Source organism: Streptomyces sp. ISL-36 (assembly GCF_018614205.1).
GTDB lineage: Bacteria > Actinomycetota > Actinomycetes > Streptomycetales > Streptomycetaceae > Streptomyces.
On the sequence record NZ_JAGGOS010000061.1, the window covers coordinates 40,132 to 61,473 of the forward strand.

The following is a 21,342-nucleotide window of genomic DNA, read 5'->3' on the forward strand; positions in this document are numbered from 1 at the left end:
GCGTGCGGCCCGACCGCCGGAGTACCGGCCCGGCGCCAGGACAGGGGGCACCCCTTTCGCGCGCCCCACCACCAGTTGACCCCATGAGGCATGTTTGCGCCTCTCAAGAGAGTTTCCGCGGCGTGCAGCGGTCGTCCACGGCCGCCGGAGCCCGGCCGCCCGACATGGTGAGGACCGAGACGTTCGACTGCTTCTCGGGGGGTGACCAGGGCGCCGGGACGATCGTTGATCACCCCGGCGGATCCGGTCGGCGAGGAGGACATCCTGTGAGTGACACACAGAGCGGTATGCACACGGACCAGGGCGGGGGACAGCGGGCGTACTGGGCGTACATCGGCTCGTTCACCTCGGGCGGCGGCCGAGGCATCACCGTCGCGGCCGTCGACCCGGAGACCGGGGCGCTGACACCGCGCACGACCTTCGATCCCTGCGTGAACCCTTCGTGCCTCACCCTCGCCCGAGACACCGGGGTGCTCTACGCGGTGAGCGATACGGAGCAGGGTGCGGCCCGCGCCCTCCGGACCGGTAGCGACGGGAGCCTGAGCCCTCTCGGCCCGCCCGTCGAGGTGGGTGCGTCCGGCCCCGCGTACCTGAGCCTGGCGGGAAGCAGGCTGCTGACGGCGAACTACGCTTCCGGCACCGTGAGCAGCCTGTCGGTGGGGGATGACGGCAGCCTGTCGGGACCCGCGCGCTCCTTCGCTCACCGGGGTTCCGGCCCCGATGCCGACAGGCAGGCAGGGCCGCACGCCCACCAGGTGCTGACCGATCCCAGCGGCCGTTGGGTGCTCACGGTGGATCTCGGCACCGATTCGGTGCGGGTCTGCACCCTGGACCAGGACACCGGCGAGCTCCGGGGCCACGGCGAGACGCTGCTGCGCGCCGGGTCCGGGCCTCGTCATCTCGCCTTCCACCCGGACGGCGAGACGGTCTACGTCCTGCACGAGCTGGAACCCCAGATGACCGTCTGCCACTGGGATGCGGCGTCCGGTCGTCTCGACCCCCTCTCGGAAGTCGCGATCGACACCGAAGGTGCCCCGGAAGGGGTACGGGTCTACCCCTCCGTCGTCTGCGTCGCGTCCGACGGGCGCTTCGTCTGGGCCGCGGTACGGGGCAGCGACACGCTCCTCACGTTCTCCCTCACCGACGGAGCCGACAAGCCGCGGCTCACGGACGGCGTGGCGTGCGGCGGCAACTGGCCGCGCGATCTCGTGGCCGACCCCGCGGGGCGCCGGCTGTACGTGGCCAACGAATGGTCCGGGGACATCACCTGGTTCGACATCGACGGGCCGAGCGGGCGGCTACGCCACGCCGGCGCCTTGTCGGTACCGGCCGCCGCCTGCGTGGTCTTCTCCTGACCGTCGTGTCGGCGTCAGGACGGATCACGACTCACGGGCGGTCCGGGCGGGTGTCGTCAGTGCCCAGTGGAAATCTCCCGCCCGGCCACCCTCGCTGTCGCTCAGCGAGGTGAGGAAGTCCGACGCGTCGAACAGCTCACCGGCCGACCCGACCCCGGCCGACCCGACCAGGTTGGACCCGACGCCCGCCGCCGTGACGCCCGACACCGCGACGCCCGTCGAAGCGCTCCCCGCCGACCCGGTGATCCGTCCGTCGCCACCGATCAGTTCGTCGCCGTTGATCCGTCCCTCGCCGATCCTGCCGTCGAGGATCCGGATCACCGCCTCCACGGCCAGGGGCGCGGTGACCGCGTAGATGTCCCGGCCGCGGGCCACGGCACGCCGCTCCTCGCCGTCCGAGCGGACGACGACCTCCACGAGGAAGGTCTGGGCGGACCGCCCGCGCTCGTCGACGGCCGCGGGGGACGGCGTGTCCGGGGAGACCAGGTCGTTGACCGCCTCGACCGTCATGAACGTCCGGATCTCTCCCGTGCGCACATGGCGCGGGACGGTCACGCTCTCCGCCATCGTGAACTCTCCGACCACGCTCCGCTCGCCGACCGGCTCGGGGAACGACCATCGTGACCGGGGCTGTTCGCCGGTACGGAACTCCAGACGCCCGTTCGTGTGCAGGAGGCGACGGCCGTCCCGGCGCTGCCGCGAGACCCGGCTCGACGCCCGCGTACCGGCCGTCGGGTGCCAGCTGTTCAGCGCGTACGCGACGAGAACCTCGTCGGCGGCCGACCGGTCCCGGCCCAGGGCCGCGGAGACCAGCAGATCGCTCAGCCCGCCGTAGAACGCCATCGCCGGGACGATCACGGTGCCCGCCTCACGGGCGCGGTCCGCGAAGCGCGTGAACGTGTCCGCGACGGCCTCCAGTTCGGCTGCCACGTCCACGTACGGAATCCTGGCGCGCAGCGCCGCCTCGATCACCGGAGCGGCCGTCGAGGCGAACGGACCGGCGCAGTTGACGACCGCGGAGGCGCCCGACAGGGCCCGGTCGAGCGAGGCAGGGTCGTCGATCGTCGCCGGCCGTACGTCGAGCCCGCCATGGTCCGCCGCCAGCGCCTGGAGCCGGTCGGCGTCGCGACCGGAGAGGACCGGTGTCCACCCCCGGTCGAGCAACTCCGCCACCACGAAGCGCCCCGTGTGCCCGTACGCGCCGTAGACCACGACCGTGCGTTCCGCCCGCGCCGGACCCTGGCTCACCGTTCTCCCCGTTCCCACCGTTGATTCGTTCATGCCGGCCATCGTGCCCGCGTGGGGTACGCGGCCGTGAGTGGCAGCCCTGCCGCGGCTCGTACACTTTCGGACATGAGCAGCGTCGCGCTGGCCGTCACCGACGGCGTCCCCCACTTCGAACTGGCGGCTGCGTGCGACGTCTTCGGCGTCGACAGGTCCGACCTCGTCGACCCCTGGTACGACTTCACCGTCTGCGGCCCGGCCTCCGTGGGCGTCGGCGACCGGTTCCGGCTCGAACCCGACAAGGGCCTCGACCAGCTCGTCCACGCCGACACCGTGATCGTGCCGGCCTGCGCCGACCCCGAGGCGGATCCGCCCGCCGAGCTGGTCGAGGCCGTGCGCGCCGCGCACGACGCCGGAGCGCGCGTGGCCTCGCTGTGCACGGGTGCGTTCGTGCTGGCCGCCGCGGGACTGCTGGACGGACGACGGGCCACGACACACTGGTGGCACGCCGCGATGCTCGCCGCCCGCCACCCCCGTGTACAGGTCGACCCGGACGTGCTCTACGTCGACGACGGCCGCGTCCTGACCTCCGCCGGCAAGGCCGCGGCGATGGACCTGTGCCTCCACCTCGTCCGCCTCGACCACGGCTCGGCGGTCGCCAACGCCGTCGCCCGTCGCCTCGTCGTACCGCCCCACCGGGCCGGTGGACAGGCCCAGTTCGTCGCCACCCCCGTGCCCGAGCCCCGCAGCCACTCCCTCGACGCGCTGTTCTCCTGGGTGTCGGCGCGGCTGGACCGGCCGCTGACCGTGGAGGACCTGGCTCGGCGCGCGAACATGAGCTCGCGCAATCTGGCCCGCCACTTCCACGCCGTCACCGGCACCACTCCGCTGCGCTGGCTCTCGACCCAGCGGATCCGCCGGGCCCAGGAGCTCCTGGAGACCACCGACGACAGCATCGACACGATCGCGGCGGCCACCGGCATGGGCACCGCGACCACCCTGCGCCGCCACTTCCACCGCACCCTCGGTGTCCCCCCGGACGCCTACCGGCGTACCTTCCGCAGCGCGCGCCCCGCACACGCGGCCGAGTCCTGACCGACGCCGTCGCGCCCCAGTGGCGGCACCGCCTGTGCGCGCTGCCGGCCACGGCGGGCGTGGCCGCGATGGGCTGGGCAGGCGGCGGGACACTCCGAAGTGACACGACACCCGGTCCAGGCCGGGACCGGCCTACGCTGAGCCCATGCGGCTTCTGCTGACGTCCGACACGCATGTGCCCGCCCGGGCCAAGACCCTGCCGGACCCCCTTCTGGCCGGAATCGACGAGGCCGATGTCGTGATCCACGCCGGGGACTGGACCGACGAGGCGACGCTCGACCTCTTCGAGTCCAGGTCGCGCCGGCTGATCGGCGTGTTCGGCAACAACGACGGCCCGCCGCTGCGCAGACGGCTGCCCGAGATCGCCCGCGCCGAACTGGCCGGACTGCGGTTCGGCGTCGTGCACGAGACAGGAGCGGCCGGCGGTCGCGAACGCCGTTGCGCCGCACGCTTCCCGGACCTGGACGTGCTGGTGTTCGGCCACAGCCACATTCCCTGGGACACCCTCGCTCCCGGCGGCCTGAGGCTGCTCAATCCCGGCTCTCCCACAGACCGCAGACGGCAGCCCTTCTGCACGTTCATCACTCTGAACGTCTCGGACGGGGCACTTCACGACGTGACACTGCACAAGCTGCCGCCGAGGCGCTGACGAGTGGCGATCCCCTGCGGGAACCGAACTACCGCTCGTCGCGGGGCAGGTGCCCCTTGGCGTCGTCGTAGCTCGCCTCTCCGGGCGGGGCGGCGGGGGAGTACACCAGGTCCAGGACGCCCGTCTCGAAGGTCTCGGCGGAGCGCAGCGTCAGCGGCGTGGACGTCTCGGCCTCGTCGAACAGCCGCATGCCCTTGCGTACGGCGATCGGGTGCACGAGCAGATTGAGCTCGTCCAGCAGTCGAGCGGCGAGGAGCTGCCGCACCACGGACACCGAGCCGCTGATCGCGATGGGGCTCCCGCCCGGCAGGCTCTTCAGCGCCGTGACCGCGTCGAGGAGATCGCCCTCGTGCTGCTCGGAGTTCCGCCACGTCAAGGAGAGTTGCCGATGCGAGACCACGATCTTGCGCGCATCACCGAGAACCTTGGCGAAGGGCGCGTCCTCGCCACCCGCCGCCTCGCGCTCCGGCCAGGCGCCCGCGAAGCTCTCGTACGTCCTGCGCCCGAGGAGCAGCGTGTCCGCCCGGCCGAGGACGGCGTCGACGGTGGCGCCCATCTCGTCGTTGAAGTAGGGGAAGTGCCAGTGGTGGGGATCCTCGACGACCCCGTCGAGCGAGATGAACAGCTGGGCGATGATCTTCCTCACGTGACACTCCATGGGTGGGCCCGACGCGACAGCGTGCCTTCGGACGGTAGACGGCACGACCGCCCCGGGCACATCGCCGGCCCGGGGCACGCCGATGAACTGCGCCGGCCGGACCCCCCCGCCCCACCTGTCGGTACGGGTCAGGCCAGCAGGTTCACGGCGTGCTGGAACAGGCCGGGGAACCGGGCCGCGGTCGGCGGGATCAGGGGTGCGAGCCGAGGCTGGTTCCGGGTCCACAGCAGGGACTTCGTCAGCAGGCGGTAGCTGCGGGACAGACGGCACCACGCGCGTTCGTACTCCTGCGGGCGGCCCTCGCGCAGACAGCGCACCAGTTCGGCCGCCGCCCGCAGAGCGAGAGTGAGGCCCTCACCCGTCAGCGCGTCGACGTAACCCGCGGCGTCGCCGACGAACAGGACACGGCCCGCCACCCGGCAACGGGCCTGCTGGCGCAACGGCCCGGCGCCCCGGACCGGGGTCCTGTCGGCCGTACCGAGGCGGGAGGCGAGAAGCGGGAAACGGGCCAGCTGAGCGTCGTAAGGGGCCTGTCGGGACGTGAGGACGGCGACGCCGACCTGACGTGGTCCCAGCGGGGTGACGTACGCCTCGCACCCGGCCGACCAGTGCACCTCGACCAGATCGCTCCACGGCTCGACGGCGTAGTGGCGGCGCAATCCGTACCGCGGGCGCCGTGCGGCCGCCGGCCGTACGGTCAGTCCGAGTGCCTGCCGGGTGGGTGAGTGGAGTCCGTCGGCCGCCACGAGGTAGCGGGCGGCCATGCCGTCCGCGGTGACATGCCCTTCGTACTGGCTCACCTGGCGAATGCGCCGCGGGACGACCGGGATGCCGAGCTGAGCGGCCTTGGCGGTGAGCGCCTTGTGCAGCAGCGTGCGGCGTGCGCCGAGGCCGTACCCTTCGCGGAAAACGGCTTCCGCGCGCCGGCCGCCGACGGCGTCCATGTACCGGATGCCCCGCAACGGCAGGCCGGCCACGTCCACATCGAGGTCCCGCAGGGCGCTCACCGCCCCGGGCATCAGACCCTCTCCGCAGGCCTTGTCGACGGGGGCGGGCCGCGGCTCGGCGACCACGACGTCGAAACCGCATCGCACCCCGTGGATCGCGGTGGCCAGGCCCGCGGGGCCCCCGCCGACGACCAGGAGATCGATCACGGGGCCGCGCCGGGGGAGGGGAGGGAGCGCGCCGGCGCCAGCGCGTTGTTCTCGCAGCGGATACGGACGGTCAGCAGCGCCGCGTTCAGCAGCGAGAAGCCCACGGCGGTCACCCAGGCGGTGTGCACCAGGGGCAGGGCCATGCCCTCGACGACGACGGCCACATAGTTGGGGTGGCGCAGGTACCGGTAGGGGCCGGAGGTGATCAGGGGAAGGCCGGGGACGATCAGCACGCGCGTGTGCCAGCGGGGGCCGAGGGTGCTGATGCACCACCAGCGCAGCGCCTGTGCGGCGAGGACGAGGATCAGCGCGGGCCAGCCGAGCAGGGGCAGGAAGGGCCGGTCGGCCGCCCAGGGCTCCATCAGGCAGCCGAGCAGGAGCGCGGTATGCAGGGCCACCATCGTCGTGTAGTGCCCGCCGCCGTGTTCGCGGCCGCCCCGGGCGCGGCTCCAGGCGCCGTTGCGGCGGGCCACGGCGAGCTCCGCGAACCGCTCGGCGACGACCAGCAGGACCAGTACGGTGTACGGCGTCATTCCCCACTCACCAGGCCAGCAGGACGAGTTCGGACGAGAAACCGGGCCCGAAGGCGATCATCAGGCCGGTCGTTCCCGGGGGCGGCGCTCCGGTCTGCGTGTCGCGCAGGATCTGCAGCACCGAGGCCGAGGAGAGGTTTCCCGCGGCTGCCAGGGCCCGGCGGCTCGCGGCGAGGGCAGAGTCCGGCAGGTCGAGCTCCTCGGCGAGCGCGTCCAGGATCCTGGGACCGCCCGGGTGGCAGATCCACGCCGTGACATCGCCCGGCTTGAGATCGTGTCCGGCGAGGAAGGACTCGATCTCCTCGGAGACGTGCAATCTGACCAGCTCGGGGAGCTCGCGGCCGAGCACCATGCGGAAGCCCCAGTCGCCGATGTCCCAGCCCAACAGATGCTCGGTCCCGGGGTACAGGCGGCTGCGGGTGGCCACGACCGCCGGTCCACGGCGGTCGCCACCGTACGACGGGGTGGGGGGCGCGGGGGCACGGCCGGCGCCGACGGCCACCAGTGCGGCAGCTCCGTCCCCGAACAGACTGCCCGCCACCAGGTTCGCCATCGACATGTCCGTGCGCTGCAGGGTGAGGGAGCACAGTTCGGTGGAGAGGAGGAGCGCGGTGTCGTCGGGCCGGCCGGCGAGGTAGTCGTGGACGCGGGCCAGTCCGGCGGCCCCCGCTGAGCAGCCGAGCCCGAACAGCGGCAGCCGCTTGACATCGGGCCGCAGGCCGACCCGTGCGGCCAGCCTCGCCTCCAGGGAAGGGGCCGCGACGCCGGTCACCGTCGTCGAGACGACCAGGTCGATCTCTTCCGCCCGCACCCCCGACTCGTCGAGTGCCCGCTCGACCGCTTCGGCGCCGAGGGCGACGGCCAGCTCGACGAACAGGCGGTTGGTCTCGCCGAAGCAGCCGAGTCCGCGGTAACGGTCGAGGGGTAGGGCGAGATGACGCGTCTCCACTTGGGCCGCCGCGTGCAGCCTGCGCAGAAGACCGCTGTCGGCCCCGGGCGGAAGGCAGGAAGCGAGGGCGTCGGTGATCTCTTGCTGCGGGTAGCGGTGCGGCGGGAAAGCCGTGCTCACCGCAAGGACGCGAGTCATTGCTCCAACATAGGGACAGTGTGGCGTCGGAGCCCTGAACCCGGCCGCCACGGGCGCGCCGTCCCCTAGCGTGGTGCGGTGCCCGTCACCACCGATGAAGGAGCCCACGCGCGCCCCGCGTCCGTGGGGTTCGGGATCACCGAACGCTCCACTTTCTTGTGCCTTCTGAAGGCCAGTCATCCGCTGCCGGCGGCCGCTGTCACCGCCCTCACCGCGCTGCTTGCCGCCGCCGTCGGACTGGGCCCCGGCGCGTGCGCCCGAGCAGTGGCCGCGGTCGCCGCGGGCCAGTTGTCGATCGGCTGGTGCAACGACCGGTTGGACCTGGCGCGCGACCGGGCCGCCGGACGCCGCGACAAGCCGCTGGCCGCCGGGACCCTACGGCCCACCACGGTCGGTGCGGCCGCCTGCGTGGCCCTGCTCGCCTGCATCCCGCTGTCACTGGCCTGCGGGTTTCGGGCCGGGTGGGTCCACCTCGGCTGCGTCGCCGCCGCATGGACCTACAACCTGTGGCTCAAACAGACGATCGCCTCCTGGCTGCCGTACGCCGTCGCCTTCGGGCTGCTTCCGGCGTTCCTGACGCTGGCTCTCCCGGGCAGCCCATGGCCGCCCCCGTGGTTGACGGCCGCGGCGGCCCTGCTGGCCGTCGGCGCCCACTTCGCCAACGTCCTGCCGGACATCGAGGAGGACGTCGCGGGCGGTGTGCTGGGACTTCCGCAGAGACTGGGACGGCGCGGATCGATCGCGATGGCCGCGATCCTGGCCTTCGCCTCCTGTGCGGTGATGACCGTGGGGTCGCCGGGACCCGTGAGCACAGGGGGAGGCGTTCTCCTGGGGGTGACACTGATGCTGTGTCTGCTCACGGTGGGAGGGCCGCCCGCTCTCGCCCGCGGGCGACTGCCCTTCGTCGCCATCATGGCGATGGCCGTGGTCGACGCCGCACTGCTGGTGCTGGCGGGCCGCACGCTCGCCCCGGGATAGAAAGGCTCGGGCCCGGGATCCACCGTTTGCGCGGATTGGCCCTGTGCGAGGTCGGGCATGGGCGGTGTATGGCAGGAGCGCCGGAAGATCGCGCAGTCAGTGAAGATCATTTCGTGGAGTCGGCCGATGAGGTGGCGTCGAGGCTCAAAGCAGAGGTCGCCGCGGCCGGCGCGGCTCTGCGCCGTGGGGCCGCCCTGTTCGGGAAGGAACCTCCGCTGACAGGGGCGGGTGGCGACGACGCCGTCGAGGGGTAGTGCGGTGGGTGTCCGTCGACGGGCAGCGCGGTGGGCATCGTGCGATGGCGATGGCGATGGCGATGGCGATGGCGAGGGCGGCGGCGGCATCCCTGGGGCGCCGTCCTTGTCGGCTACCCCCGATCCGCGCCGCCGCCCCAGGCCGCACCGTTGACGGTCAGGCGAGGAGACGGGCGGTGCGCTGAGGCGCCTCCACGTCCGCGATCGCCGAGCGGCAGGCTCCCACGAAGCGCTTGAAGTCCTCGTTGTAGGTCCGGCCGCGGTTGGTCGCGCCGCTCGGGTTGCCGAAGAAGCTGTCACGCAGCTCCCGGGTCAGTTCGAGCTGGCCGCCCCCATCGGTCATGGTGCGGTTGCAGATGTTCTCCACGGCGTCGCCGTTGACGTCGCCGTCACCGGGGTAGATCGTGAAGCCGGCGGCCTTGAGGCGGGTGGTCAGAGCGTTGCGCATCGCCGTGCTGCGCCCGCCGACGACGACGCCCCTGCGGTCCTGGCCCGGCGTGGACGTCTTGCCCGGATTGGCCTGCTCCCACGTGCAGCCGTGCAGGCTCAGCGTGTTGAGGCTGCTCGCGGCCATCGAGAGGGCCACGTGATCGTCGCAGTGGATGGACGTGACGTGGAGCTCCGAGTTCAGCTTCGCGGAGCCGTCGGGGTAGGTCTGATTGCCCGTCCGCAGACCCTCGAACATCCAGAAGTCGTAGAGCGGCCCCGAGGTGAACAGCGGGGTACCGCTCGGAAGGTCGGGGTTCGGGTCGTAGCCGGCGACGCCCAGACAGAGCTCGCTCGTGCCGACCTCGATGCCACCGCCGTGGATCGCGAGGACGGTCGTCAGCGGGTACGAGACGGTGCCGGCCTTGTCGAAGTCCGTGAGGTCGTGGCGCTTGAACCGGCGGGCGAAGTCGACGCCCTCGCCGTCCGTCGTCTCCGCCGTCCCCAGGAAGTGCCGGTACAGCTCCGTGTTGGACGCGAACGTGTCGTTCGCCGACGTCGCGTGGGCGACACCTGCCGACAGGCCGCTGAGCACCGGTGCTCCCGCTGCAGCCACCACGAGACCCGCCAGCACGCTGCGGCGGCTCGCGCCCCGAGTGCTGCTCGCCTTTTCGGACATATAGCCCCCACTTTTCAAGATCGTGACTTGGACAGCGTGCAAAGTAGCACGCTTCACTTTTTCGGACTAAAAGATGAGCACGACGCGGCCGTCGTCGGTCGTGGGTCGAGCAGGAGCGGACCAGGGAGCGGCCGCGACCCTGTGCCCGCCGGCGATCTTCATGCGGTGGCGGGGGGTGTCGCATGCGCGGGCCCGGTGGTGTCTTCATGTCGAACCACCACAGACAACGTCCATGGAGGACACCGTGTCGCCACGCGTACCGAAGGCCGCGCTCCCCGCGGAGCTCAGGGAAAACATGATCAAGCAGCTCGGCGAAGTGCCCGAGCCCGTTGAGGTGGTGTGGCACAGCGGAACACACCACGCGCCGGTGCGACCGGTGCGACAGGGGCGCAGGCACTCAAGCCCGTGTGGGCGGTGCTCCTTCGCACGTTCCCCGACCTTCATGTTGCGGTCGAGGATGTGATCGCCGACGGGGACAGGGCTGTCTTCAGGAACACGGTCACCGGGACCCACCTGGGCGAGTACAAGGGTCCGATGGCCGCTCGTCCGGCGCGAGCTGCGCGGGAACGAGGTTTGTGACGGATCGCTGAGCCATCGCCGCTTTCAGAGGCACACCCGCGGTGTTCTGCCGGCGGTGAAACACCCGTCCGACCGGACTCGACGATCACTACAGTTCGGTCTCATGACGACGGTTACCACGCGTACGGTCGAGTACCCGGCCGACGGCCTCACGATGATCGGGCACCTCGCGCTCCCGGCCGGTGTCGACCGCCGGCCCGCGGTCCTGATCGGGCCCGAGGGGCCGGGCCTGAACGACTTCCAGCGCCGCCGGGCCGACGCCCTGGCCGAACTCGGGTACGTGGCACTGGCCTTCGACATCAACGGCGGGCGCTGGTTCACCGACCCCGAGGAGATGCTGGCACGCGTGACCCCCCTGCTCGCCGACCCCGACCGGATGCGGGACATCGGCCACGCGGCGCTCGACGTGCTGCGCGCCGAACCGCGGACCGACCCCGACCGCATCGCCGCCATCGGCTACGGCACCGGGGGCGCGATCGTGCTCGAACTCGGGCGCGACGGCGTCGACCTAAGCGCGATCGGAACGGTCAACGCACTGACCACGGGCCGACCGGGCGAGGCGGCACGCATTCGCTGCCCGGTGTGGGCCGGGGTCGGGTCGGAAGACCCGATCATGCCGCCCGCGCAACGGGAGGCGTTCGCCGCCGAGATGCAGGCCGCGGGCGTCGACTGGCGCCTCGTGGTCTACGGCGGCGCCCTGCACGCCTTCCACCACCCGCCGGTCGACCAGACCGTGCTCCCCGGCATCGGCCACCACCCACGGCACGCGCAGCGAGCCTGGCGCGACGTCGTCGACCTGCTCGCCGAATGCCTGCCCGTGACGGAGTGATCTGCTCCGGCTCGTCGGACATCACCGCAGATCAGAGTGACTATGACGAGGTGCTCTGCGAGGGGCGCCACGGCAGGCTTCCGGCGTATTCCGGTCCCACCCGCGGAGAACGGTCACGGACGGGACGGGACGGGACGGGACGGGATGGGGCGGGGCAGGGGCTCGGAGCCTTTTCAGGGGCATCGTCCATCGGGGTGCTGTTGAGCCACAGGCCGTGTCGCTCCGCCGCCGGGGAGGGGTTGGAGGGGCATGCGTAAGATCATTTGCCTGAGTGCCGCCCTTGCCCTGCCGCTCGCCCTCGCGGCCGCCGGCCCCGCCGCCGCCGACACCAGTTCCTGCACCCACCACTTCTCCGGCCCGCAGATCTGCATCCGGCTGGACGGCAACAACGGCTGGAACTCGGTCACAGGGATCTGGAGGAACCCGCCGAAGGGTCTCAAGAGCAAGGCCGTGACGCTCTACTGGAACGGCGAGAAGTTCGACACGGCGACCGCGCGGCGCGTGGGCAAGACCCTGAGCTACACCTGGTCGAACATGCAGACCGGCACCGACACCAAGCTGTGCGTGAGGTTCAAGGGCAGCGAACGCATGGCGTGCGACAAGACCAAGTACATCGGAAACCGCGCCAACTTCTGAACCTCCGACCCGCGGGGCCTGCGGCCGCGCCTCACGCAGGAGCCCGTCACCGGAAGCCGGGCGGCGTCGCCACGTCGGCAGTGACATCGTGGAGCCATGACCATCGAAGTCCGCCCGGCCTCGGTCTTCGGGGACGTCCGCACGCTCCTCGGCCCGAAGTCACCCGGCGCCAACGTCTGCTGGTGCCTGAGCTACCGGATTCCGTCCAAGCTCAACAACGAGCTTCGCGGGCCGGCCCGCGGCGAGTACATCGCCGAACTGTGCCGTGCGGATCCCCCTCCCGGGGTGGTCGCCTATGACGGCGAGGAGCCGGTCGGCTGGGCCGCAGTGGCGCCGCGCGCGGACACCTCCTTCGCCCGGAATCGCAAGATCCCGCACGTCGACGACCTGCCGGTCTGGTCGCTGTGGTGCATCCGCGTACGCCCCGGTCACCGGAAGAAGGGCATCTCGCACGCCCTCATCGCCGGCGCGGTCGAGTTCGCCCGCTCCCAGGGCGCACCGGCGATCGAGGCCTACCCCCTCGACAACGGTGACGCCAAGGTCGACCTGACGATGGCGTACGCCGGTATCCGGAAGAACTTCGAACGCGCCGGCTTCGTGCACGCAGCCGACACCACCTCGGTGCTGGCCGGTCACCCGCGGGTCCTGATGCGGCTCGACCTGCGCTGACACCGCACGCCCGAAGGCCGCTGGACAGGAAGCGCTGTCGTCGGCCGGTGCTCCGCCAGGATCAGGAAACACCCCGGGGGCGGAACTGGATACTGATCCGCGGGCCGACCGCGCGCGTGGACTTGGGGATCGCGTGCTCCCAGGTCCGCTGGCAGGAGCCGCCCATCACCACCAGGTCGCCATGGCCCAGCGGCAGGCGCAGGGCCGCCGCGCCGCCGCCGCGCGGGCGCAGTGCCAGGTCCCGGGGGTCGCCCACGGAGAGGATGGCGACCATGGTGTCCCGCGTGGCGGAACGCCCCGTGCGGTCGCCGTGCCAGGCCACGCTGTCGCGGCCGTCGCGGTAGAGGCAGAGACCGGCCGTGACGAAGGGCTCGCCCAGCTCGGGCGCGTAGTACGAGGTCAGGGCGGCCCGGGCCTCCTCCAGCACGGGGTGCGGCAGGGGTTCGCCCTCCCGGTAGAAGGCGAGCAGCCGGGGTACGTCGACCTCTCGCTCGTACATGTGGCGCCGCTCGGCCCGCCAGGGGACCCCACCGGCCAGTTCCTCGAACAGCGCGTCCGCTCCGGTCAGCCAGCCCGGGAGCAGGTCGACCCAGGCGCCGCTGCCCAGCTCGCGCCTCCGCAGGCCGTGGAGCGGACCGAGCCGTATGTCGTCGCCCTGGTCGAACAGTGAGGCCTGGAGATGTGCACGCATACCACCAGCGTACCCACAGGAAGCGAACGTATGAGCGATTCACTGTGTGGGCCCCGCTTCGTCATCAGGACAGGCGCCCCCGAACGATTCCGCGCAGAATGAAGAGGTGGCCGAGCCCGCTGACGGAGGGGGTCGCGGGACGAAGTAGCCCGGGGCATGCGGCCGGGAGGCATTCATGTATCGCTTCTTCGAACCGAAGGGCGGGCACGATACGGGGAAGCAGCCCGCGGCCCCGGCGCAGGTCGCCCTGGCGGTCAACGGCATGGGTACCTTCAACTGGGACGTGGCCGACGGAGTGATGCGCTACGACGACGGCGGCTTGGCCGTGATGGGCTTCCGGCCGGGCGAGTTCGACGGCCGGCTGGCCACGCTGGGGGAGCGGATGCTGCCCAGCGAGCTGCCGACGATAGAGGGCCTCGTCGACCGTGCGCTGAAAGAGCGCTCCGGCTTCAGCCTCTACTTCCGGGTGCGGCACCGCAACGGCCGGCTGCGCTGGACCCACACCCAGGGCCACATCGTCCGGGACACGCAGGGGCGACCGGTACGGGTCATCGGGATCATCCGGGACGCCAGCCAGGAGCTGCGAGCCGTCGACCAGACCGAACAGCTGCGCCAGGCCCGCGACGACCGTCGCCGCCAGGCCGACATCGTCGGCCACGTCAGCGACGCGCTCGTCCCCACCGTCACCGTCGAGGACGTCGCGGAGGCCCTCACCACCACCCGCCTCATGGAACGGGTCGGCGCCTCCAGCATCATCCTCGGCCTGATCGACAACGGCCGTATGGAACTGGTCGGTTCCAACGGCGTACCCGAAGACCTCATCCGCGACTTCCACCTGTCCCGGCTGAGCGAACCCCTGCCCCTGACCGAGGCGGTCCGCACGCGCGAGGCGGTCTTCGTCACCAGCCGGACGGAGTTCATCGAGCGCTATCCGGCGCTCGCCCCCTACCTGACGAAATTCCCCGAGGCCGCGGCCGCGGTGTACCTGCCGTTGATCGCCCACGACATCCCCATCGGCGCCGTCGGACTCACCTACGAGGGCAGGGCGCACTTCCCCCAGGACGAAAGGACCGTGCTGACGGCGCTGGGCAAGGTCATCGCCCAGTCACTGCAGCGCGCCCTCCTGTACGACCAGGAACACGAGTTGGCCGCCGGCCTGCAGACGGCGATGCTGCCGGGGAACCTGCCGCACGTGCCCGGCCTGCTCCTCGCCACCCGCTACCAGCCCACCCGCGCCCGAGGAGGGATCGGCGGCGACTGGTACGACGCCCTGACACTGCCCGACGGCCGGTTCGCCGCCGTCGTCGGCGACGTCCAGGGCCACGACGTGACGGCCGCCGCCGTCATGGGACAGCTCCGTATCGCTCTGCGCGCCTACGCCGCCGAGGGCCATCCGCCGACCACCGTCATGGCTCGCGCCTCGGCGTTCCTGGCCGAACTCGACACGGACCGCTTCGCCACCTGCCTCCTCGCTCTGCTCGACCCCCGAACGGGAGCGATCGCGATCGTGCGCGCGGGCCATCCTGAGCCCGTACTGCGCCGGCCGGACGGGACCTGTGTCTGGCTCGACGTACCGGGCGGCCTTCCCCTCGGCCTCACACGGTCGGGTGCCCAACCCGCGTATCCGGTCTCCGAGACGGTCCTGGAACCCGGATCGACGCTGGTCATGTGCACGGACGGGCTCATCGAGGCACGTGCCGAGGACCTCGACCAGGGGCGCGGACGGCTCCTCGACGCGCTCGTGACCGGGCCCGCGCCGCCCGAAGACCTCGCCAACCACCTGCTGCACACCATGGCGGCGTATACGGGGGAGGAGGACGACGTGGCCCTCCTGGTCCTGAAGCGCTCTCCCGGAAGGCCGGACCCCGCGCCCCGGATGGAGGCCACCATCACCCCCGCCGACCCCGACGCACTGCGCGCCGCGCGCCGCGCCCTGCGCACGGCACTGCACGACTGGTCGCTGGACGCCCTCAGCGATACGGCGGAGTTGCTGGCCTGCGAACTGGCCACCAACGCCCTTCTGCACACCGCCGGCAACGCCACCCTGACAGCCACGCCGGTACGGAACGGCGGACGGGGCCTGCGCCTGGCCGTCACCGACACCTCGCCCGCCTCCCCCAGACGCCGAGCCGCCACCGAGGAGTGCACCTCCGGCCGCGGCCTCGTGCTCATCGAAGAACTCGCCAGCACCTGGGGAATCGAACCCCGCGGCAGCGGCAAGACCGTCTGGTGCGAACTGTCCCTGGACCAGCTGTAGCGTCGTCCCGCTGAGTTCCGGGCCGGGCCGCCCTGCGATACTTCGTGGCTGTGACCAGCGAAATAACCTCCCGGGCGGCACAGTCCGGGCCACCGTCACCGGAGCGACGTCCGATCCGGTCCTGGCAGGACGCCGAGCACAACGCCGCCGCATGGATGCGGTATTGGGGGTTCGCCGACGCGCGGGCCACTCCCGGCGGCTCCGACGGCGGGGTGGACGTGCGGTCGGCGAGGGCGCTGGGGCAGGTCAAGTACCAGGCGAAGGCCGTGGGGCGTCCCGAGGTGCAGCTGCTCTTCGGCGCGCGCGGCCGGCATCTGGACAGACAACTGCTCTTCTTCACGGGCAGCAGTTACGCCAAGACGGCCCTTCAATACGCGCTCGACAACGGCATCGCGCTGTTCGTGTACGACCTCGACGGATCGATGACGGCGGTCAACGCCCCGGCCCGCCGGATCACCGAGGCCGCTCGCGCCGCGGAAGACGCGCGCGCCGCGGCAGCGGTACGCACCCCGGAGCGCGACCGCACCCCGGAGCGCGACCGCACCGCGGAGCCCGGGCGCGCCGCGGAGGCCCTCCGCGTCGAGGCGCTCCGGCGGTTCGCGGCGGCAGCGCGTGTCGCGGCGACCGACCGTCGTGCTGCTCCCGAGCCGGCACCGTCGGCCGCTGCCACCCCGGCTCGGATACAGACTCCTGCTCCTCGGACCCCGACTCGCGCTCAGGCTACGGCTCGCGTGCGGACTTCCGCTCCTCGGACTCCTGCTCCTCGGACTCCTGCTCCTCGGACTCCGTCCCGGGCTCCGGCTCGGGCTGTGGGCCCGGTCGCGACACCCTCGCCCGTCCGCCTGCAGAAGGCCGCGGCCCAAGCACCCCTCTCGCGCCCCCGCTCCCACGCCCCGGCCGCCGTTCCCCCGAAGGAACCCCGTCCCGGAACCGCCCACGTGGTCCTCGGACTGGTCCTGGGCGTCATCGCACTGGCCCTGCCCGGTTCGGAGTCCTTCACCGCACGTCCCAACAGGGCCGTGGCGACGGCCGTCCTCCTCGTCATCCCCTGCGCCCTGCTGGTACGAGGCTTCACGACGAAGTCTCGCCGTAGCTTCTGGCCCACCGGCCTTGGCCTCTTCCTGCTGTACCTCCCCTTGGCCTGGGCGACCAACGCCCAGCTGTGGCAGGGCGACGCGTCCGATCTGTTCCTGCCGACGACACCGGCCGCGCTGTGTGTGCTGACCGCCGTCCTGCTGTTGCGCCGGAACGGCTGGTCTCGGCACGGGAAGTCCCCGCACCCGAGTACTCCGGAGAGCTGACGCCTGACGAGAGACCGTTCCGCCGGCGGTCACCAGGCTGGTGGCTGCCCGACCGGCGCGTGCCGCTCAGCTCGGCAGGTACGCCTGCCGCGAGGCGCACGTCCACACCACGGCTCGCGTCGCGCCGGAGGCGTTCACCGCACTGCCTCCGGCCCGGTCGTCGTCGGAGACGGCGACGGCCTCGCTCGCCTGCCCGGCCGCCAGCCGGGGCAGGGCCAGCATCGGGCCCGAACCCGGCCACAGCACGGCCTGGTCCGCTCCATTGCCCGCGTCGTCGGGGTGGGACCTGGCGGCACCGACCGCCACACCGGTGGTGGGGCTCACGCCGTCGAGGCTCGCGTACGGGTGGGTGCTCAGCCGACCCGGCGACGAACCGGGGGTGCCGAGCGGCGCGGACCACACCCACGGAGTCCACTCGTAGCCGGGCCCGTACCAGTCGCTGCCGACGATCGTCCCGTCGGCCGCGATGCCCGCCACCCAACTGGTGTTTCCGCCGCCACCCGCCTGCGGGAGGATCTGCGCGGGCCCCTCGTCGCCGGGCCACAGCACCGGATACGAGTGCTCCACGCGGCCGCCGGTGTCCGGCTCCACCTTCTGCACGGTCGCGACGACATCGCCGCGGGAGTTGATGCCTCCCACGGTGTAGACGTACGTGTCCGGGCCGAGCTCCTCGGGAAGGGTGAGCGTCCGTTCCAGCGCGCCGTCGGCGTAGACCCGGATCGTCCTGTCGCCGTACCCACCCGCGACCACACGACCCGAGTCGTTGACGTCCAGGTCCCCGCCCCACTGCGCCCCGCCGGGCAACTCCGTGACGGAGGCGTCGCCCGCCCGGTAGGTGAAGCCCACCTGCGTGGTGGTGCCGTAGGGCCGATACCGGCCCACCATCAGCCCGCGCTGGTTCACGCCCAGCAGCTCGCTCTCCGCCCGGCTGTCGGGGACGGGGACGCGGTGCACTGTCGTGCCGGTCCAGTAGACCGCCTTGCCCCGGGACGAGCCGACGGACAGGTTGCCCCGGCCCAGAGCGCGTACGCCCTCCTTCGGCCAGGCCACCTCGGTGCCGGGCAGCGCTCCCAATGCGGTCGGCGCCGTCCTGCAGGCAGCGCCGGCGCTCGCCGTGGCCGGTCCCGCCGCACTGATCAGTCCGGCCAGAGCGGCCGCGGCGCCGATGGCCGCCATCATCCTTCTCACAGCGTGCTGCCCCCCGTGTCAGTCCATGCGGATACGTGCAGACGCCCATGGTGCCTCTGGAACGGGAGGGAAGTACCCGGAACGGTGCAGACCGCTTCGTACCGGCTCACCCTCAGAGGAAGTGCACGTCGTAACGGTCCTGTTCGGGCAGGAGGCGGTCGAAGACCTCCAGACCGTGCTGGATGCGACCCAGGGTCCTGAAGTAGTCGAAGCGGTCGATGCCTGGGGTCAGGACCGCGAGAAGGCCCGCGGTCGAGCCGGGCGCGGCGCCGAAGGAGTGCGCCACGCCGGGCGGGAAGCAGACCAGCCCGCCGGCGGTGACGGTCGCCGTGCGGTCGTCCAGGGTGAACCGCATGCGGCCGTCGACCACTCTGGAGCAGCTGGCTCCGCTCCCGCTGCGCCTGGCCGCTCGCGAGAACAACCCGCCCTTCCACGGCCTGGTCACCGACGCCTTCCGTGCCGCCGGTGCCGAGCCGCTCCTCGGCCCGCGGTTCAGCGACCTGCAGGCCACACTCACCGCGATCGGCACCGAGCAGGCGTCGTCGTGGACCGTCTTCTACGAGGTACGGGGGCGGCCGTCGGTCCCCCGAGTCGCCGTGCGCCCCCTCGCCGGTCTCACCGTCACCACCTCACGGGCCGCCCTGCCCGGCCCACCCGGCCCACCGCTGCGGCACCTGCTGCAGGCCCTGCTGGGCGAGGAGCCGGGCGAGCCCGGTTGACCCGCCGTCAGGCGCAGGCCCCCCGCACGCCGCCGATCCGTGTGCGGGCGATCAGGTGTTCTCCGGTCTGAGCACGAGGACGTGAAGGTTGAGTACGAGCGCTCAAGCCCGTCGCCTGCTCGCTCGCGACCATGAAAGAGACAACATCGCCTACCCCGGGGGAGCGCCACATGCTCAGCCGTCTCGCCGAGGTTCTGGTGCCCACCGTCGGGCGCCTCTCGGTCACCGCGGACCATGCCGAGATCCCGCCCGGCAGCATCATCGCCGCGAACCACACCTCACTGGCCGACCCGGCCGTCGTGCTCGCCGCCCTTCGTCGTCTCGGCGTTGTGCCGGTCGTCGCGGCGGCCGCCGGCCTGTGGTGCGTCCCGGTCCTGGGCCGCGCACTCGCCGGCGAAGGCCACATCCCGGTGTTCCGCCATGACCGGCGAGCCTCGGACGCTCTGGACCTCGCCGCAGCAGCCCTCGAACAGGGACGGCAGATCCTCATCTACGCCGAGGGCGGACTCCCACGCCGCAAGGACGCCGCCGAAGCGGCTCCCGGCGACTTCCGAAGCGGCCTCGCGCGGCTCACTCAACGTACCGGCGCAGCCGTTGTTCCCGTGGGCCAGGCCGGCGCACGCCGGGTGACGTCGGGCAGCACGGCGAAACAGCTCGCCGGCCTGGCCACCGCACCGCTGCGCCGGCCGGGCCTGCACGTCCACGTAGGTGTCCCTCTCCGGCTGACCGGGGACGGCGCGGCGCGGACGGCGCAGGCCCACGCTGCGGTGACGGCCGCGTGGCGGACGGCGGCCGAACATCTCGGAGAACCGGCCGCACGCGCCGCCCTGTGAACCGAGGTTGCCGCACGGCGCCCGGATCCCGCCGGCCGCTTTCCTCCCCGATCTTGCCCGTACCCGCCCGGAACGTGGTTCGCTGCCGGAAGACCGGGATCCACCCGGCCGGGACGAAGCAAGGAGATGCCGGTGCGTCGCATGGCGGAGGAGGGGTTCCGCAGAGCGCAGGAACGGGACCGGTACGCGCCGCACGTCCGCCTCGTGAACGAGATGGTCGACGACCTGCGGGGGCACGACGGCCGGGGCTGGATGCCGTACGTCGCTCCCTGGCACGGCGGAGTCGATGCCCGGGTGCTGTCCGTGCTGCGGGACCCGGGTCCGGCCACACAGGACGGCACCGGGTCCGGCTTCCTGTGCATGGAGAACGACGACCCGACCGCCGCCCGTCAATGCCAGGCCTTCGGCGACGCAGGCATCGGCGCCGGTGACATCACCCCCTGGAACGCCTACCCCTGGTACATCAACCGGGCGCCGACCGCAGCGGAACAGCAGGCCGGCGTCGCCCCTTTGAAACGGCTCATCGAGCTGCTTCCCCACCTCCGAGTCGTCCTGCTCCAGGGCGGCGACGCGCAGAGGACCTGGCGTCGGCTGGCCAAGAAGCATCCGGAGGTCGCCCAGCAGACACGCTTCGAGGTCGTGAGCACCTACCATCCCGGCAGGCAGGCGCTCTGGTCGCCCGACCCCGCCGTCCGCGCCGCTCGGGAACAGCATCGTGTCGACGCCTACCGTCTGGTGGCGAAAGCCCTCCACGAGCGCGGCTGATCACCACATTCCGGACAGGTCCGACGGCGGCCGGGCCGGACTCCTCTTCTCACCGGTGACGCCACTCGTGCGTCACTGCGGCTCGGGTTCCTCTGTCGGTGTCGGACGGGACGTGTTCGACGCCGTCGGGCCGGAACCTCCGGCGCGGGCGCGGAGTGTGCCCGCGGCCAGGCCAAGTCGGGTTTCCGCCGTCTCGATCGCCATGTCGCCGAGGTCCGGGCCGTCCAACGCGGTGTCGTCATTGGCGTACGCCCCCAGGCCGTCGACGGTCACCAGGACATGCAGGGCTGCCTTGAGTGGGTCATCGGTCGTGAACTCCCCGGCTTGGACGCCTTTGTCGATGAGCGTCACGAGAGCGGCGCGTGTCGCCGACTCCTGTGTGCTCACCGCCTGGCGCAGCGCGGCCTTGAACCTGCTGAGGTGCCGCGCATTGAGCCACAGGCGGCTGAGGTCCAGGTAGTCGCCGTCCGCGAGGCGCACGAGGAAGCGTGCGAGCCGGTCGAGGGGAGGGAGCTCCTCCTCCTGCGGAGGCAGGAGCGACTCGCGTTCCGCGGTCGTGGCGTAGGTGAACGCCTCGCTCACGAGGTTGTCCGCGACCGGGAAGTAGTGGCCGATGAGGCCGGGGCGGACGCCCAGCTCGTCCGCGACGCGCCGCAGGGTGATCAGCTCCAGTCCCTCCTGCAGCGCGATGCGTGCGGCGGTCTCCAGGATCTCCGCGCGGCGCTCCTCGGGCGGCTTCCGGGTCCGTTTCGGCTGGGGTCTTGACGTCATGGGCCAAAGGCT

23 protein-coding genes and 1 pseudogene are annotated in these 21,342 nt (G+C 72.0%); 14 read left to right on the forward strand and 10 right to left on the reverse strand.

The annotated features are described in order from the left end of the window. Positions 1-287 precede the first annotated feature (287 nt). On the forward strand, positions 288-1,355 hold the full coding sequence (locus J7E93_RS16940; protein WP_215070292.1) for a lactonase family protein: 1,068 nt from the start codon (positions 288-290) through the stop codon (positions 1,353-1,355). 24 nt (positions 1,356-1,379) lie between these two features. On the opposite strand, the gene J7E93_RS16945 is transcribed toward J7E93_RS16940, so the two are convergent. Then, positions 1,380-2,636, reverse strand: coding sequence for a trans-acting enoyl reductase family protein (locus J7E93_RS16945; RefSeq protein WP_215070184.1), 1,257 nt, complete (start codon positions 2,634-2,636; stop codon positions 1,380-1,382). Between the two features lie 72 nt (positions 2,637-2,708). Between J7E93_RS16945 and J7E93_RS16950 the strand changes: the two genes are divergently transcribed. Further along, a complete protein-coding gene (locus J7E93_RS16950; protein WP_215070186.1) occupies positions 2,709-3,674 on the forward strand; it encodes a GlxA family transcriptional regulator in 966 nt (321 codons plus the stop codon). Between the two features lie 145 nt (positions 3,675-3,819). Next, positions 3,820-4,323 (forward strand): metallophosphoesterase, encoded by a 504-nt coding sequence (locus J7E93_RS16955; RefSeq protein ID WP_215070188.1) that lies wholly within the window; start codon positions 3,820-3,822, stop codon positions 4,321-4,323. Positions 4,324-4,351: 28 nt separating this feature from the next. Here J7E93_RS16955 and J7E93_RS16960 read toward each other — a convergent pair whose 3' ends face one another. The 4 genes from J7E93_RS16960 to J7E93_RS16975 all read right to left on the reverse strand — a co-directional run bounded on the left by J7E93_RS16960 (position 4,352) and on the right by J7E93_RS16975 (position 7,755). Further along, positions 4,352-4,969 (reverse strand): dihydrofolate reductase family protein, encoded by a 618-nt coding sequence (locus tag J7E93_RS16960; protein WP_215070190.1) that lies wholly within the window; start codon positions 4,967-4,969, stop codon positions 4,352-4,354. 140 nt (positions 4,970-5,109) lie between these two features. Further along, positions 5,110-6,135, reverse strand: a complete 1,026-nt coding sequence (locus J7E93_RS16965) for an NAD(P)/FAD-dependent oxidoreductase (protein WP_215070192.1) — start codon at positions 6,133-6,135, stop codon at positions 5,110-5,112. Next, complete coding sequence (locus J7E93_RS16970) at positions 6,132-6,668, reverse strand: isoprenylcysteine carboxyl methyltransferase family protein (protein WP_215070194.1); 537 nt, start codon at positions 6,666-6,668, stop codon at positions 6,132-6,134. Before J7E93_RS16970 ends, J7E93_RS16965 begins: the two co-directional genes overlap by 4 nt. 7 nt (positions 6,669-6,675) lie before the next feature. Then, positions 6,676-7,755: a type III polyketide synthase gene (locus J7E93_RS16975; RefSeq protein WP_215070196.1), complete on the reverse strand. Its 1,080-nt coding sequence runs from the start codon at positions 7,753-7,755 to the stop codon at positions 6,676-6,678. Between the two features lie 156 nt (positions 7,756-7,911). Between J7E93_RS16975 and J7E93_RS16980 the strand changes: the two genes are divergently transcribed. Continuing rightward, a complete protein-coding gene (locus tag J7E93_RS16980; RefSeq protein WP_251066649.1) occupies positions 7,912-8,733 on the forward strand; it encodes a UbiA family prenyltransferase in 822 nt (273 codons plus the stop codon). Positions 8,734-9,144: 411 nt separating this feature from the next. Here J7E93_RS16980 and J7E93_RS16985 read toward each other — a convergent pair whose 3' ends face one another. Further along, the gene (locus J7E93_RS16985) at positions 9,145-10,092 is read right to left on the reverse strand and encodes a poly-gamma-glutamate hydrolase family protein (protein WP_215070198.1); all 948 of its coding nucleotides are present in this window, start codon (positions 10,090-10,092) and stop codon (positions 9,145-9,147) included. A gap of 244 nt (positions 10,093-10,336) precedes the next feature. Here J7E93_RS16985 and J7E93_RS38360 point away from each other — a divergent pair. From J7E93_RS38360 to J7E93_RS17005, 5 genes and pseudogenes are all read left to right on the forward strand, one after another. Further along, positions 10,337-10,438: pseudogene (locus J7E93_RS38360) on the forward strand (carboxymuconolactone decarboxylase family protein); the annotation flags it as partial. Continuing rightward, positions 10,432-10,671, forward strand: a complete 240-nt coding sequence (locus J7E93_RS38365; RefSeq protein ID WP_374105393.1) for an ester cyclase — start codon at positions 10,432-10,434, stop codon at positions 10,669-10,671. The pseudogene J7E93_RS38360 and the gene J7E93_RS38365, both read left to right, overlap by 7 nt. Positions 10,672-10,774: 103 nt before the next feature. After that, positions 10,775-11,500 carry a dienelactone hydrolase family protein gene (locus J7E93_RS16995; protein ID WP_215070200.1) on the forward strand — a complete coding sequence of 242 codons (726 nt, stop codon included), beginning with the start codon at positions 10,775-10,777 and terminating at the stop codon, positions 11,498-11,500. A 249-nt stretch (positions 11,501-11,749) separates the two neighbouring features. Beyond that, complete coding sequence (locus J7E93_RS17000; protein WP_215070202.1) at positions 11,750-12,136, forward strand: hypothetical protein; 387 nt, start codon at positions 11,750-11,752, stop codon at positions 12,134-12,136. 96 nt (positions 12,137-12,232) lie between these two features. Beyond that, positions 12,233-12,805: a GNAT family N-acetyltransferase gene (locus J7E93_RS17005; protein WP_215070204.1), complete on the forward strand. Its 573-nt coding sequence runs from the start codon at positions 12,233-12,235 to the stop codon at positions 12,803-12,805. 61 nt (positions 12,806-12,866) lie between these two features. Here J7E93_RS17005 and J7E93_RS17010 read toward each other — a convergent pair whose 3' ends face one another. Further along, positions 12,867-13,496, reverse strand: coding sequence for an alpha-ketoglutarate-dependent dioxygenase AlkB (locus tag J7E93_RS17010; protein ID WP_215070206.1), 630 nt, complete (start codon positions 13,494-13,496; stop codon positions 12,867-12,869). A gap of 175 nt (positions 13,497-13,671) precedes the next feature. Here J7E93_RS17010 and J7E93_RS17015 point away from each other — a divergent pair, with 175 nt between their 5' ends. Beyond that, a complete protein-coding gene (locus J7E93_RS17015) occupies positions 13,672-15,753 on the forward strand; it encodes a SpoIIE family protein phosphatase (protein WP_215070208.1) in 2,082 nt (693 codons plus the stop codon). Between the two features lie 50 nt (positions 15,754-15,803). Then, positions 15,804-17,054: a restriction endonuclease gene (locus J7E93_RS17020; protein WP_215070210.1), complete on the forward strand. Its 1,251-nt coding sequence runs from the start codon at positions 15,804-15,806 to the stop codon at positions 17,052-17,054. Between the two features lie 66 nt (positions 17,055-17,120). Here the strand turns inward: J7E93_RS17020 and J7E93_RS17025 are convergent, their stop codons facing one another. After that, entirely contained in the window at positions 17,121-18,242 is a 1,122-nt protein-coding gene (locus J7E93_RS17025) for a hypothetical protein (protein WP_215070212.1), read from the reverse strand. Positions 18,243-18,354: 112 nt separating this feature from the next. Then, complete coding sequence (locus tag J7E93_RS17030; RefSeq protein ID WP_215070214.1) at positions 18,355-18,597, reverse strand: cupin domain-containing protein; 243 nt, start codon at positions 18,595-18,597, stop codon at positions 18,355-18,357. On the opposite strand from J7E93_RS17030, the gene J7E93_RS17035 reads away from it, so the two are divergent. The 3 genes from J7E93_RS17035 (at position 18,596) to J7E93_RS17045 (ending at position 20,559) form a co-directional block, all read left to right on the forward strand. Then, positions 18,596-18,961 (forward strand): hypothetical protein, encoded by a 366-nt coding sequence (locus J7E93_RS17035; protein ID WP_215070216.1) that lies wholly within the window; start codon positions 18,596-18,598, stop codon positions 18,959-18,961. The genes J7E93_RS17030 and J7E93_RS17035 overlap by 2 nt on opposite strands. Positions 18,962-19,131: 170 nt before the next feature. After that, positions 19,132-19,794, forward strand: a complete 663-nt coding sequence (locus J7E93_RS17040) for a lysophospholipid acyltransferase family protein (RefSeq protein WP_215070218.1) — start codon at positions 19,132-19,134, stop codon at positions 19,792-19,794. Between the two features lie 141 nt (positions 19,795-19,935). After that, a complete protein-coding gene (locus J7E93_RS17045; RefSeq protein WP_215070296.1) occupies positions 19,936-20,559 on the forward strand; it encodes a uracil-DNA glycosylase in 624 nt (207 codons plus the stop codon). A 72-nt stretch (positions 20,560-20,631) separates the two neighbouring features. Here the strand turns inward: J7E93_RS17045 and J7E93_RS17050 are convergent, their stop codons facing one another. Beyond that, positions 20,632-21,330 (reverse strand): TetR/AcrR family transcriptional regulator, encoded by a 699-nt coding sequence (locus J7E93_RS17050; protein ID WP_215070220.1) that lies wholly within the window; start codon positions 21,328-21,330, stop codon positions 20,632-20,634. Positions 21,331-21,342 lie beyond the last annotated feature (12 nt).